Here is a 13,773-nt window from a genome sequence, read left to right as displayed (position 1 = left end):
AAAGATTAGCAGCCGTGATGAGGGTCATTTTTCCCTGCCGGAAAAGATGACGACAACGCCATAAGAACCAGTGAAAAAAATCAAGTACTTCTATAACACGCATACGCTCCGCTACGAAAAGCTGGTGACCCCCTTGCGGGTGAAACTGCTGCGGATATTCGGGTTTATTGCGGCAGCACTTACCACCTCCTTTATTATTGTACTCATTGGTCAGCGGTATTTTCCCAGTGCCAACGAACGTACCCTGATGCAGGAAAATGCCAACCTGCGCTACGGCTACAAAGTGCTGGATAAACAAATAGAAGAACTGGAACAGCGGCTGGCCACGTTGGAAAAACGGGACAATAATGTGTACCGCTCCATTTTTGAATCGAAGCCGATACCCGACAGTGCCCGGGCCAAAATGCTGGAAGAAATAGCCGAGCTCAAAAAAGTGAGCAGCATGGGGCAAGACCAGCTGATTACCGACATGGCCGCACAATTGCAGCGCCTCTTCAACCGCATGAATGCGCAGCAAACCTCATTTGGCAGCATCGAAAAAATGATTGAACGGAAGGAAGACCTGCTGGCGGCCATCCCTGCCATACAGCCCGTGGCCAACAAAGACCTGGAGCGGGTAGCCAGTGGTTTTGGCTACCGCATCGACCCTATTTATAAAGTGCCGAAAATGCATGCCGGCCTCGACTTTACGGCCCCTACCGGTACGCCTATTTATGCTACTGCCGATGGCCGGGTAAAAGAAGCCAACTTCAACACCGGTGGCTACGGCAACCACGTGGTAATAGACCACGGCTTTGGATATGAAACCTTGTATGGCCACATGGTGCGCATCAAAGCCAGAGCAGGGCAAACCGTAAAGCGGGGCGAAGTGATTGGCTGGGTGGGTAGTACGGGCAAAAGCACCGGTCCGCACCTGCATTACGAAGTCATCAAAGGCGGCACCAAAATCGATCCCATCTACTTTTTCTACAACGACCTGACACCGGAACAATACAACCGCTTGTTGCAACTGGCGGCTACGCGGAACCAGAGTTTTGATTAGGTGGTTCCCGGGGTTGATGAGTTGATCAGTTGATGAGTTGACAAGTTGAGGGATTGCCCTACTTTCTTATTCCTTATTTATTATGTCTTATTCATCATTCATCCTTCCCCATTCATCATTCCTCATGCCTCTCCACACCTTACTGCTCGAAGACAACCACAAAACACAGGTGGAGAAAGTACAACTATGGGTAGGTGATAACGCATGCAGATTTACGCAGTTGATTGAAATAGTAACAGGTAAAGACGAACGCATGGCCCGCCGGGCAGCATGGCCCATGAGCTATGTGGCCGAAGCACATCCGCAATTGACTATACCGCATTTACCTGCATTGATACACCTGTTGCATCAACCCAACATACACAACGGTATTACCCGAAACATTATGCGGCTTTTACAGTTTGTAGCCATACCAGAACCATTGCATGGAGAAGTGATGGACCGTTGTTTCCGCTTCATAGCAGACCTGCAGGAAAAGCCCGCCATCAAAGCATTTGCGCTGACGGTGCTGCATAACCTGAGCCAACACTACCCCGAAATTGTGCCCGAAATAAAAGCCATCATTGCCGACCGTTTGGATTATGAAACGCCGGCTTTTAAAGCAAGAGCGAAAATATTTTTTCGTTAGCCGTCATGGCAATTCTATCGATTGCAATCTGCGCCTGTAATCATACTGCAAATCTTCGTGCAGGCCTTTGATGAGTTTGCTAATTTTTTGTTGTTGGGTATGGGCCATTTTGTCTACCAAAGTGGAATGCGTAATGTGGTGCGGCAGCTGCAACAGTTCTTGTAAAAAATGCAGGTGCAAGGCTACTTCCATTTCTTTATTGGCGGCATAGCGGGCTACTTTGTTCACCTGCCGCAATATTTTGCGGATGCTTTTTTTGGCAAAAAATACAGTGCTGGTATTTACTTGTGCAAAGCCCTCACTGATGGCCTGCTGCACCTGTGCGGTGTAGCCATCAGTATCGGCCGACTCAAACAGCAGGTAGCTCAGCAGTTCCTTATTGTCTTGCTTAAAACGGGCCAGCCGCAGGCACAGTACCAGCAACTCTTCTTGCGGCAGTGTTTGCAGTTCGGCTTTCAGTTCGGCTAAAGATGCAGGTTTGAGCATGGCGCAATTTAAGTTGGATGGCGGGAAGGTTGGACTCGTAGTAAATAAGGAATAAGAAATAAAAAACAAGGAATAAGAAAGTGGGGCAACTTGTGATCAAGTCAACTTGTGAACCCTGGAACTTGTGAACTTCTTACCAACCCAAACCGCTCCCCTTAACTTTGCCGCCTTATGGGCCAAAAGAAACTCATCCGCTTTGCAGCTATCAAGTCGTTTACCAATGTGCTGGAGTACCCCGAAAATATGCCGGGTACCTGGAGCAGCTTTTTTGCCAGCCCTCAACCGCTTACATTGGAGCTGGCCTGTGGCAAGGGCGAATATGCCGTTGGGCTGGGGCAAATGTTTCCGCAACGAAATTTTTTGGGTGTAGACGTAAAAGGCAACCGCATTTTCATAGGTGCAAAACGGGCTCTGGCTATGGGCTTGGGCAATGTGGGTTTTATGCGTACCCAAATCGACCGCATCGATCAGTATTTTGCTCCCGGCGAAGTAGCCGAGATCTGGCTCACCTTCCCCGACCCGCAGCTGCGGACCGGCCATGCCCGTAAGCGGCTCACCCATCCCAACTTTTTGCGGAAGTACCAGCGTTTTTTGCAGCCTGGCGCTACCATTAATCTCAAAACCGATTCACCGGTATTGCATGCCTTTACCTTGCTGGTGATTGAACATTATGGCTGCAGCTTGGTTACAAATTACACCAACGTGTATGGCGAAGCCACCGAGCCGGAGTTGTTGACTATTCAAACCCATTACGAGGGCCTCGACATTGCACAAAGTGGTACTATTTTTTACCTGCGGTTTCAACTGCCCGATGTAATTGATGCTACAAAAGACGAAGCATTTAAACAGCGGGTGTGGGAGCTGGAACAAGGAACACAAGCATCGGCAACAGATTTATGAAAGTGCAACTCATAGAGGGCGAAGATTATTATTACAGCCCCGAAGGATACATGGTGCTCACAGAAAAATACCACCTCGAACGTGGGGTATGCTGTGGCAATGGCTGCAGGCATTGCCCCTATGCCTACGAACGGGTACCCGAGCCCAAACGCAGCCAATTATTATCTTCGGCCAATGGCGGCAAAAAAATCCAGCAAGACTAACATAACTCCACAAGCGTTACCCAGGCAGCACAGCTTTTTCGAAAATGTGTGGGACGTGGTGCGACAAATACCCAAAGGCCGGGTTACCACCTATGGCGCCATTGCCAAATACTTGGGCAGTGGCATGAGTGCCCGCATGGTAGGCTGGGCCATGAATGCCGCCCATGTACTGCCCGATGTGCCTGCGCAACGTGTAGTAAACCGCATGGGCATGCTGAGTGGCAAAATGCATTTTGGCACCCCCACCCGCATGGAAGAATTGCTGCAAAAAGATGGCGTGGCTGTACAAGAAGATGTAGTCGTCGATTTTGCCCAACGCTTTTGGGACCCGACTATTGAGCTGGTTTTGTAACAATCATTTCCCCGAAAAAAAAGACTCCGGCACCCCTTTGTTGATGACATAGTTGTCGTAGGTCAATTCAACATAGCCCTTCTTGTTTTTCAGCTTGTTGGTATCGGGTTTTTCGCCATCGTCAAACTCCAATGTTACGCCTTTGGGTAGTTTGTAATCCTTGGTATTAAAGCTGAACACCGTTTTGTCAGGCAATGCATAAGCAATCCATTTGCCGTAAAATAATTCTACATCGTAGGTGCCGTTTTCTTTGGTGGTCGTAGTTGATTTTTTGATGAGCAAATTCGTTTCATCAATGTACAAGGTCGTGAGTACCACATCGCTGTTATTGTCGGCCGGCAGCACTTTCACCACTTTTACGGTTTGTCCTTGCACGGTGGCAGTACCTGCATCTAGTGCCACAAAGTTTTTATCGTTGAGTACATTTTGCATGTTCACACTTACGCCGCCCTTGGGCAAAATGCTGATGCCTTTTTCTTTGGAAATACGAAAGCGGTTGGGCTTTTTAAAATACACATTCACCTTGGCCACAGGTACTTTTAAAAATGCCACATCCGTCCGCAGCCTGCCAGTGGCACTGTAGTCATTTACCTTTTCCAGTTTGGCTTTCAGTTTAAGTATCAGGGCGGTGGCATCCTGCGCCGTTGCTACCAATGATGAGGCCATTAAAACAACAGTCGCCAGTAACCGATATCGAATTTTCATGATGCAAAGAAAGATTAAAAACAGGGACCAAGCGCCTCTGCTGCTATGTAACATCGTTGCGTCGCATTTCGTTCATCGGCAGTGCTACTATTGAGCATCACTCCTTCCGAAACCGGATGACCGCGGTGGTTTTCTCCGTGCTTTCCAGCCGGGCAGTGTAGCGTTGCCCGTTGATGTAGGCCATCATAAAGGAAGTATTCGGGGGAATAGCGCCAAGGTTTTCCGCCACCATGCTTAGCTCCGCATCGGCAGGTACATCTTGCACGGCCAGCTTTATTACAAAAGGCAGTGCACTCAACCGCACATGCTCAAACAATAAGCGGCCATTTAAAAACAATGAAATGCTATCGCCATCAATTTCGGCATTGTCGAAAAACTGGAGTTCTACACTATCTCCGGCTAAGGGCAAAGTGGTTTGTACAATCCTTTGGCGGCTATCAAACTTTTGCTGAATGGTTTGTACAACAGGCGGTGCCACTACCACAGGTGTTGGTGGCTGGGGCTTTTCTGCCACCGGCGGAGCGGCTACCACAACTGGTGGGGCAGGTTGAGGTTGAGGTTGAGGAGCGGGTTTGGTTTGAACGATTACTGGTTCGGTTGGTGCTGGCGGCGTTGGTTTTGGTTGGCGTTGCTCGGTATCGGCAGCGGCTATTAAGTCGGGGTCGGCACCACCATACCACCAGTTGGCCAGCAGTTCATCCCAGCCATCTGCAAACAATGGCGCTTCCATTTTATCCAAATGCACTTCCAGATCATCGCCGTTTTTGGTTTCGGCCACCCCATCCAGCTTCATGATGCCAGCACCCGGACAATTAAAATCGGTTTGCATGGCCAGCGGCTGTTGGTTCACCGCACTAAAACTGGTTTTGGGCCCCTTCGATTCCAACAGCACATCATCCCACCAATGCAGGCTCGCATCCTGTGGGTCCAGATATCCTTTGATGGCGTAGCGATAATACTGCTGCGCATTGGCATAATAGTACGAGGTACCGGTAAGGCTATCGCCCTGCCGCACCACTTTTACTTCCAGCTTGTAGGTAGTGGTAAATGGCGGACGGCCTTTTTGCACTTTGCCCCGCCACACACCTGTGATGGGTTGGGCAGCCAACGCCAAGGGGAAAAACAAGAAAAACAGGATGCGCAATAACATGCAGCAATAAACGCTTTTTCTGGCTTTCTATTTTGCAAGGCTTGTATCAAAATCAATACTGATTCCAGTACGATTCTTCCACAAAGCAGTGAATGCCTCGATCTTCATCTCAATTTTCAAACCAATTCTCTCCGCAAATTGTATATCCTCAAAATCTGTTTGTATGGCTCATCCCAACCTGGCATTGATAGACGCCCTTCGTGAAACCGCCCGCCGGCTGCGCCAGCCCGATACCAAATATGCATGGGGCAACCATGGCAGTTGTAACTGTGGCAACCTGTTGCAAACCATCACCCGCCTCGATGAAAAAGAAATCATGCACTTTGCCCGCAGCGGCGACGGCGAGTGGACAGAACTGGCCGAAGAATATTGCGGCGTAACCGATGCGCCTGTGGGATTGCTCATCAGCAAGCTGCAGCAAATTGGCCTCACCCCCAGCGATATTCACAACATTGAATACCTCGAAGACAAAGAAGTGTTGCAAGCCCTGCCCGGCGGCTTTCGCTGGCTCAGCCGCAACCAGCGGGAAGATGTGATTGTATACATGGACACCATGGCCCAACTGCTCGAAGACAAATTGCTCCGCCTCGTACACGTATCGTTTGATGAATTGATGACGATTGAAAAAGTGGAAACGGTGGCGTAACAAAGTCGCTTCTCTTTGAAGTACTTTTTTTATGAGCCCAACTGAAGTACTACTATTATACTTCGTTGCGTCGCACACTTCAACGTCATTGCTACTATTGAACTTTCAATACAACAAAAAAGCCGCATCGACTTAGTCGAGGCGGCTTTTGTATCTAAACATATACATTAAGCACTCACCAACACCTCACCCGTCATTTCTTTCGGAATGGGCAGGCCCATTACTGTTAAAATGCTTGGAGCAATATCGCCCAGTTTGCCGGGCTTCACGGCGCCCTTCCAGGTATTGCTGATCACAAACAGCGGCACCGGATTGAGGGTATGCGCCGTGTTGGGGCTGCCATCTTCATTCACCAGGTAATCGCTGTTGCCATGGTCGGCCGTAAGGAAAATGGTATAGCCATGCGCCAGACCCGTAGTTACCACCTGACGAACGCAATTGTCTACTGTTTCGGCGGCCTTGATAGCGGCTTCCCATACACCGGTATGGCCCACCATATCAGCATTCGCAAAGTTGAGGCAGATAAATGCCGACTCTTCAGTTTCAATTTCGGGCAGCAGCAAAGCGGTCACTTCATTGGCACTCATTTCGGGCTGTAAATCGTAAGTGGCCACTTTGGGGCTTTGTACAATCAACCGCTTTTCACCTTTAAAAGTAGCTTCGCGGCCACCGCTGAAGAAGAAGGTTACATGCGGATATTTTTCGGTTTCCGCCATGCGAATTTGCTTCAAACCATTGGCGGCAATTACTTCACCCAACGTGTTATTGAGGTTATCGGTTTCAAACACCACGTTTACACCTGTCCAGTTTTTGTTGTACTCAGTCATGGTGGTGTAATGCAGTTGCAGCTTGTGCATACCAAAGTCGGGGAAATCTTGCTGTGTCAGCACTTCGGTGATTTCGCGGCAGCGGTCGGTACGGAAGTTGAACACCAGCACGGCATCGCCTTCCTGAATGGTCGCCACGGGTTTTCCGTCGGCATCCACCATCACCGTTGGCTTAATAAATTCATCGGTTACATCAGCTGCATACGCTGCTTCTACGGCAGCAATAGCACTGGTAGCTGTTGGACCTTCGCCTTTTACCATGGCATCGTAGGCCAGCTTCACCCGCTCCCAGCGTTTGTCGCGGTCCATGGCGTAATAGCGGCCATCAACCGTAGCAATTTTACCTACGGTAGCATCGAGGTGCTGCTGCAAATCTTTGATGAAACCCAGGCCACTTTTCGGGTCACAATCGCGGCCATCGGTAAAGGCATGGATGAATACATTCGACAAACCTTCTGCCTGGCACAGGCTTACAATGGCTTTTACATGGTTGATGTGGCTGTGCACACCGCCATCACTCACCAGGCCTACGAGGTGGAGCGGCTTGTTGTTTTCTTTGGCATAGCGGATGCTGTTGAGCAACACTGCATTTTGCTGAAACTCGCCACTGCGAATGGCCACGTTAATGCGTTGCAATTCCTGATACACAATGCGACCTGCACCCAAATTGAGGTGGCCCACTTCGCTGTTGCCCATTTGCCCGTCGGGCAGGCCCACGGCTTCACCGCAGGTAATGAGCGTCGTGTTGGGGTATTGGCTGTATAAACTGTCTACAAAAGGGGTATTGGCGGCACGGATGGCGTCGCTGGCGGGCACCTGGCCCAGGCCCCATCCGTCCATAATAACGAGCATGGTTTTGTTCATGAGATATCGATTGCTGTTTGGTTGTAATAAATGCTATGCCAGCGTTTGGCGCTGCTTAAGCCGTGCGAATTTACCTCAATTGGTTGGGGTAAAAACATGATTTTGAACAACCGAATGAGTAGCACGGATTTTTCGAATCGGCACGAATGACACGAATTTTTGTTTTGAGAAATGATGGGACGCGGATTTGGAGGGATGAATAACAGATTTACACAGATTTTATCAGATTCTTCAACTCCTCCTTGCTCTCCGTGGCCTCTGTGCGAACAACTCAAACGCTGAAGGCCGAAGTCCAAAAGCACTGTGCGAAATACTGGGACGCGGATTTACACAGGAGAGCAAAGGATTTTCACTGATGGAATTATAATCCTCTGAGCTCTCTGTGTCCTCTGTGCGACAAAACCTCAAACGCTGAAGACCAAAGACCGAAAGCGAAAACCCTCCTCCCCAAAACTGTTATAGAAATTTTCACAAAGAGAAATTTGGTTTGTATGTACAAACATCACAGTTTTGCACTCAATACATGTACATACATGTATTTCCAAACAACCAATCATTCAAACCATTCAACACTAAAAAAATGAAACAAATCAAAGCAACCTTCGCAGCCTTCGCTATGTTGGCCATCAGTTCTGTAGCCTTTGCCGGCGGCGGTAAAGCCACCAACGGTAAATATGCCGTAAACACTGCCCAGACCAACCTGGTGTGGAAGGCAGAAAAAGTAACCGGTAAGCACGACGGTACCGTGAAGCTGAGCGGTGGCGAAATCACCGTAGCCAACGACAAACTGGTAGCAGGTTCTTTCACCATCGACATGACCACTATGGCTGTGGTTGACATCAAAGATGCTAACATGAATGGCAAACTGCTCGGCCACCTGAAAAGCGACGACTTCTTCAGCGTAGACAAGCACAAGACTGCCACTTTCGTAATTACTTCTGTAACACCTGCCAGCCAGGCCGGTAGCTACACTGTAAAAGGTAACCTCACCATCAAAGGCATCACCAAGCCCATCGAGTTTCCTGCTGCCATCATCATGGATGGCAAAACCCTGAAGGCTACTGCTACCATCACTGTTGACCGCACCAAGTTCGACATCCGTTATGGTTCTAAGAGCTTCTTCGAAAGCATTGGCGACAAAGCGATCTACGATGATTTCATCATCGAATTGCAATTGGTAGCCAATACCAAGTAATTTAGACGCGGCCGGGAGTCGTTTCATTACGGCATCCATCCATCAGAGCAAACAGGTAATACGCAAGTATTGCCTGTTTTGCTTTGGTGCATACAACTACCTTTGGCCCCTACAAATGTTGGCTATGACGAGTATAGAATTTGATCAGAAACTGGCCCACCTGGTACAGGAAGCATTGGCAGAAGACATAGGCGATGGCGACCACAGCACCCTGTCTTGTATTCCCGCTTCGCAAAAAGGAAGAGCAGTGCTGCGCATTAAACAGCAGGGCGTATTGGCGGGTGTACAGGTTGCCGAAAAAATATTCCGACTGGTAGAACCCGATGTACTTTTTCACCAGCACAAACAAGATGGCCAACACATGCAAAATGGTGAAACGGCATTTGCGGTGGAAGCCTCCATTCATACCATCCTCAGCTGCGAAAGACTGGTGCTCAACTGCATGCAACGCATGAGTGGCATTGCTACGCTAACTGAGCAGTATGTAAAAAAACTGCAGGGTTATAAAACCCGCATTCTCGATACCCGCAAAACCACGCCCAATTTTCGCCTGCTCGAAAAAGAAGCGGTACGCATTGGCGGCGCCGTTAACCACCGCTTTGGCTTGTACGATATGATCATGCTGAAAGACAACCACATTGACTATGCAGGCGGCATTGAAGCAGCCATTGAACGTGCATGGACTTATGTAAACGAACACAAGCCAGGCATGAAAATAGAAGTAGAAACCCGTACGCTGGAAGATGTAGCATTGGTGGCCAAAGTGGGCCGTGGCAAAGTGTTTCGGGTAATGGTCGATAATTTTCAACCGGCAGATATTGTAACTGCGCTGCATATACTGGGCGATGATTTTGAAACAGAAGCCAGCGGCGGCATTACACTTGACAACATAGAAGCTTATGCTGCAACGGGTGTAGATTATGTGAGCACAGGAGCACTCATTCACCAGGCCAAAAGTTTAGACCTGAGTTTGAAAGCGCAGATAAGGAATGGTTGATGGTTGGTGGTTGATAGGAAATACAATTGGCAAAAAAAGCTAAAAGCGGAAGGCCGTAATATTCTTTCACCAGTCAAACACTGTGTACCTCTTGTTTGTACTCATTTACCTCTGTGGTAATTATCCTCTTTTTCCATGGCACAAAAAAAGAAACTCAACAGCCTCTCCGATTTGGGCGGCCTTGTATACAGCACCGACCCCAATTTTAAACCCGTGGAGGATGAAATACCAACAGCATTGCTGCCTGCAGCACAACAACGCCTGCGCATTTGGTTTGAAACCAAGCATCGCGGTGGCAAAGCTGTGACCATTGTTGCCGGTTTTGAAGGCCCCGATGCCGACCTGGAACAACTGGGCAAGCAACTTAAGCAAGCCTGCGGTACCGGCGGCAGTGTAAAAGAGGGTGAAATACTGGTACAGGGCGACCACCGCGACAAAGTGCTGCAATGGTTGCTGAAAAATGGCTACACCCAAACCAAAAAAGCCGGTGGCTGATGGACGCACATGAAGTGGATAAATTACATGCCTTGCTGGCTTTGCTGCAACTGATGTTGCTGCCGGCAATGCTGATGCTGCTATCGGGTCTTATCGTGTGGTACAAAGCACATCAGATACAACAAGAAAGCCGCATCCGCATTGGCAAAATGCTCACCATGTTTGGCAGCATTTTACTCGCTATTGTCCTCATCACTTCCTCCTTTTTACAAATGTTGCTCAACAGATAACTTACACCCGCATAAGCGAGTGTGTAAGAAGTACACCCCAAAAACTTTCTACGTACGCAAACGTTTGCATAATAAATTTCGGAGGCGTCTAATCCATTTCTAAGAAATTTTGGAAATCCATCAATGGATATTCAGAATCGTTATACGGTTATTCAATTTTGAGGGGCTAATAATTCAAAGCGATTGTACAGCCCTTCTACATTTGCCCCTCAACGATTGCTTGCTTTTGCTATGGAACAAACCATTGCCCGAAACATTATTTCCCTGAAACACCTTGGCATCCGCACAGGTCAGATTCACTACCAGCTTAGCCCCGAAACACTTACCGAGCAAACCTTGCTCCAGGGTCAGGGTGAGATTAGCGCTACCGGAGCGTTGTGCATCCGTACCGGAAAATTTACCGGTCGCAGTCCGCAGGATAAGTTCATTGTGAAGGACGCCCTCACGGCCAACACCGTTCACTGGAACAATTTCAACATGCCCATTGATGAGCAGTACTTTTTGCAGCTGCGCCAAAAAATGGCCGGCTACATGAGTGAGCAACCAGCGCTTTGGGTACGAGATGGATACGTATGTGCCGACGACCGTTTTCGGCTCAACATTCGGGTGATTAACGAACATGCTTGGAGCAACCTGTTTGCCTACAATATGTTTATGCGGCCTACGCAGGAGGAGCTCAAAACATTTGAGCCCGATTGGATCATCATGCAAGCCCCCGGCTTTGAAGCCGAGCCTAAGCTGGATGGTACCAGAAGTCCGCATTTTGCCATCATTTCATTTACCCATAAAATGATTTTGATTGGTGGCACCGGCTATACCGGCGAAATGAAAAAAGGCATTTTCACCATCCTGAATTACATATTGCCCCAGCAGCAACAAGTGCTGAGCATGCACTGCTCGGCCAACGTAGGCCGGCTGGGCGACACTGCCGTCTTTTTTGGCCTGAGCGGTACCGGAAAAACAACGCTGAGTGCCGACCCCAACCGCCAGTTGATTGGCGATGATGAACACGGCTGGACAAAAGATGGCGTCTTCAATTTTGAAGGTGGTTGCTATGCCAAGTGCATTGACCTGACTGCCGAAAAAGAGCCTGAAATTTTTGCCGCCATCAAGCCCGGTGCCTTGCTGGAAAACATTGTGTTTGTGCCCGGCACCAACGAAGTAGATTTTGCGGCCAAAGACATTACAGAAAATACCCGTGTCAGTTATCCGTTACATTTTATCAGCAATGCCAAATCGCCGGCAGTAGCGGGTATCCCTCGCAATATTTTCTTCCTCACTTGTGATGCCAACGGTGTGTTGCCACCCATTAGCCGCCTTACCCGTGAGCAGGCCATGTACCATTTCATCAGTGGCTACACAGCCAGAGTGGCCGGTACCGAAGCTGGTGTAACCGAACCAAAGAGCACCTTCAGTGCCTGCTTTGGCGCACCGTTTTTACCGCTGCACCCCGGCAAGTATGCCCAAATGCTGGGCGAAAAATTGCAACAACACGATGTGAATGTATGGCTCATCAATACAGGCTGGATAGGTGGTGCGTATGGTACCGGTAGCCGCATTAAATTGAGCTACACCCGTGCCATGATTACGGCAGCACTGAATGGTGAACTCGATGATTTGAAATATGAGTTGCTCCCCTACTTCCGCCTGCAAGTGCCCATGCATTGCCCCGGCGTACCTTCCGAAGTGCTGAACCCACGTAAAAACTGGCCTGATGCTGTAGCCTACGATAAGCGGGCTGCTGCACTGGCCCACGACTTTGTACAAAACTTTGAAAAATATGCATCCGGTGTAACGGCAGAAATTTTGGCTGCTGCACCAGTGTTGCACAACGACCAGAACTAAACGACTTTTCGATTGCTTGTCTCCTTTTATTCGGGCCCCGCTTCTGCGGGGCCTTCGTTTTTTCCCGAATAATGATTTGCCTTACCTTTCGGCGTATGCTCTACGGATTTGTAAAAGTGATGGTGAGACTGGCAATGCCTTTTGCGGCCAGACGCATTCGCATTTTACATGCAGAGCAATTGCAAACGCCCGGCCCCTTGCTGTTGGCCGTTAATCACCCCAACTCCTTTTTAGATGCCATATTGCTCGGCGCCTACATGAAGCATCCGGTGCACTTCATTACCCGTGGCGATGTATTTAAAAAGGCTTGGGTAAGAAAGATGTTGCACCTGCTCAACATGATTCCCATTTACCGCATCCGCGATGGCAAACACATGCTAAGCCTGAATGAAGAAACCTTTGTAAAGAGTGTAGAAGTACTGCGCAACAATGGCATCCTCCTCATTTTTGTAGAAGGATTTTGTGAAAACCAAACTACACTGCAACTACCGCTAAAAAAAGGTGCACCCAGAATTTTGCAAGCTTGCTGGCAGCAAGGCATTCCTGCAAAAGTACTGCCCGTGTGGCTGGAGTATTCCAGTTTCAACCGTATTGGAAAAACCATCGACATACGGTTAGGGAAAGTGTTTGGCAGCGAAATAGCCAACGACCTGCAGAGTGCTACCTGCATGGCGCAAATCAATCAACAAACAGAACAACAACTGCTGCATTTGTGCAGCGAAGTTCCTTTTGTGCATCAGCCACCTGCTTTTTGGAAACGGGTGTTGTTGTTTTTGCCGGCCATGCTCGGGGCTGTGTTGCATGCACCATTATACATACCGCTTACTGCATTTGTGCAAAAAGTAAGCAAAGACAATGTGCACTACGACAGCATTCTACTCAGTATATTATTTGTGTTGTACCCTTTGCTGCTCTTGGTTTTCGCAGCAGCGTTGTATGCTTTTACTGCACAGTGGCAAGCATGGCCAATGGTACTGCTCGGCTTGCCTGCATTGGCGCTGAGTTATATCCATTGGAAAGAATAATGCTTTTTTATAGTCCTCGTCTACTGTTGAGGATTTGGAGGTTGACAGATTTCAACTGCCATTTTACTCAATTACAAATAGCGACAAAAGTCGCTTAACTAGTGCATCCCCTACAGGAGTCAGCAACGATGAAAAATGGGTGAATGCATCCAGCGACACATCCACCCATTTACTATTGACTGA

The 13,773-nt window shown here is 48.7% G+C and carries 16 protein-coding genes; 12 read left to right on the top strand and 4 right to left on the bottom strand.

The window, feature by feature from the left end; genetic code table 11:
• Positions 1-70 precede the first annotated feature (70 nt).
• Together V7Q13_RS16600 and V7Q13_RS16595 are read left to right on the top strand one after the other, a co-directional pair.
• Positions 71-1,042, top strand: a complete 972-nt coding sequence (locus V7Q13_RS16600; RefSeq protein WP_333801791.1) for a M23 family metallopeptidase — start codon at positions 71-73, stop codon at positions 1,040-1,042.
• A 124-nt stretch (positions 1,043-1,166) separates the two neighbouring features.
• Complete coding sequence (locus tag V7Q13_RS16595; RefSeq protein WP_333801790.1) at positions 1,167-1,670, top strand: hypothetical protein; 504 nt, start codon at positions 1,167-1,169, stop codon at positions 1,668-1,670.
• Between the two features lie 3 nt (positions 1,671-1,673).
• On the opposite strand, the gene V7Q13_RS16590 is transcribed toward V7Q13_RS16595, so the two are convergent.
• Positions 1,674-2,156: a hypothetical protein gene (locus tag V7Q13_RS16590; protein WP_333801789.1), complete on the bottom strand. Its 483-nt coding sequence runs from the start codon at positions 2,154-2,156 to the stop codon at positions 1,674-1,676.
• Positions 2,157-2,327: 171 nt separating this feature from the next.
• On the opposite strand from V7Q13_RS16590, the gene trmB reads away from it, so the two are divergent.
• From trmB to V7Q13_RS16575, 3 genes are read left to right on the top strand one after another with little or no spacing between them, the layout of a single operon-like run.
• A complete protein-coding gene (gene trmB, locus V7Q13_RS16585; RefSeq protein WP_333801788.1) occupies positions 2,328-3,056 on the top strand; it encodes a tRNA (guanosine(46)-N7)-methyltransferase TrmB in 729 nt (242 codons plus the stop codon).
• Positions 3,053-3,259 carry a DUF5522 domain-containing protein gene (locus V7Q13_RS16580; protein ID WP_333801787.1) on the top strand — a complete coding sequence of 69 codons (207 nt, stop codon included), beginning with the start codon at positions 3,053-3,055 and terminating at the stop codon, positions 3,257-3,259. Before trmB ends, V7Q13_RS16580 begins: the two co-directional genes overlap by 4 nt.
• Positions 3,177-3,611: an MGMT family protein gene (locus V7Q13_RS16575; protein ID WP_442958265.1), complete on the top strand. Its 435-nt coding sequence runs from the start codon at positions 3,177-3,179 to the stop codon at positions 3,609-3,611. Before V7Q13_RS16580 ends, V7Q13_RS16575 begins: the two co-directional genes overlap by 83 nt.
• A gap of 3 nt (positions 3,612-3,614) precedes the next feature.
• Here the strand turns inward: V7Q13_RS16575 and V7Q13_RS16570 are convergent, their stop codons facing one another.
• Entirely contained in the window at positions 3,615-4,316 is a 702-nt protein-coding gene (locus V7Q13_RS16570; RefSeq protein WP_333801785.1) for a LolA family protein, read from the bottom strand.
• A 97-nt stretch (positions 4,317-4,413) separates the two neighbouring features.
• Positions 4,414-5,466 carry a hypothetical protein gene (locus V7Q13_RS16565; protein ID WP_333801784.1) on the bottom strand — a complete coding sequence of 351 codons (1,053 nt, stop codon included), beginning with the start codon at positions 5,464-5,466 and terminating at the stop codon, positions 4,414-4,416.
• Between the two features lie 163 nt (positions 5,467-5,629).
• Between V7Q13_RS16565 and V7Q13_RS16560 the strand changes: the two genes are divergently transcribed.
• Positions 5,630-6,112 (top strand): hypothetical protein, encoded by a 483-nt coding sequence (locus V7Q13_RS16560; RefSeq protein ID WP_333801783.1) that lies wholly within the window; start codon positions 5,630-5,632, stop codon positions 6,110-6,112.
• 167 nt (positions 6,113-6,279) lie between these two features.
• Here V7Q13_RS16560 and gpmI read toward each other — a convergent pair whose 3' ends face one another.
• Positions 6,280-7,803 carry a 2,3-bisphosphoglycerate-independent phosphoglycerate mutase gene (gpmI, locus tag V7Q13_RS16555; protein ID WP_333801782.1) on the bottom strand — a complete coding sequence of 508 codons (1,524 nt, stop codon included), beginning with the start codon at positions 7,801-7,803 and terminating at the stop codon, positions 6,280-6,282.
• Between the two features lie 580 nt (positions 7,804-8,383).
• Between gpmI and V7Q13_RS16550 the strand changes: the two genes are divergently transcribed.
• From V7Q13_RS16550 to V7Q13_RS16525, 6 genes are all read left to right on the top strand, one after another.
• Positions 8,384-8,998 (top strand): YceI family protein, encoded by a 615-nt coding sequence (locus V7Q13_RS16550; RefSeq protein ID WP_333801781.1) that lies wholly within the window; start codon positions 8,384-8,386, stop codon positions 8,996-8,998.
• Positions 8,999-9,122: 124 nt separating this feature from the next.
• Entirely contained in the window at positions 9,123-9,995 is an 873-nt protein-coding gene (gene nadC, locus V7Q13_RS16545) for a carboxylating nicotinate-nucleotide diphosphorylase (RefSeq protein WP_333801780.1), read from the top strand.
• Between the two features lie 135 nt (positions 9,996-10,130).
• Complete coding sequence (locus V7Q13_RS16540) at positions 10,131-10,490, top strand: translation initiation factor (RefSeq protein ID WP_333801779.1); 360 nt, start codon at positions 10,131-10,133, stop codon at positions 10,488-10,490.
• Entirely contained in the window at positions 10,490-10,720 is a 231-nt protein-coding gene (locus V7Q13_RS16535; protein WP_333801778.1) for a hypothetical protein, read from the top strand. Before V7Q13_RS16540 ends, V7Q13_RS16535 begins: the two co-directional genes overlap by 1 nt.
• Positions 10,721-10,951: 231 nt before the next feature.
• Positions 10,952-12,565: a phosphoenolpyruvate carboxykinase (ATP) gene (gene pckA / locus V7Q13_RS16530; RefSeq protein WP_333801777.1), complete on the top strand. Its 1,614-nt coding sequence runs from the start codon at positions 10,952-10,954 to the stop codon at positions 12,563-12,565.
• 95 nt (positions 12,566-12,660) lie between these two features.
• A complete protein-coding gene (locus V7Q13_RS16525; protein WP_333801776.1) occupies positions 12,661-13,590 on the top strand; it encodes a 1-acyl-sn-glycerol-3-phosphate acyltransferase in 930 nt (309 codons plus the stop codon).
• Positions 13,591-13,773 lie beyond the last annotated feature (183 nt).

Origin of the sequence: Phnomibacter sp. (assembly GCF_036803085.1) — a bacterium.
Classification (GTDB): domain Bacteria; phylum Bacteroidota; class Bacteroidia; order Chitinophagales; family Chitinophagaceae; genus Phnomibacter.
This window is presented reverse-complemented; position numbering and strand designations above follow the sequence as displayed.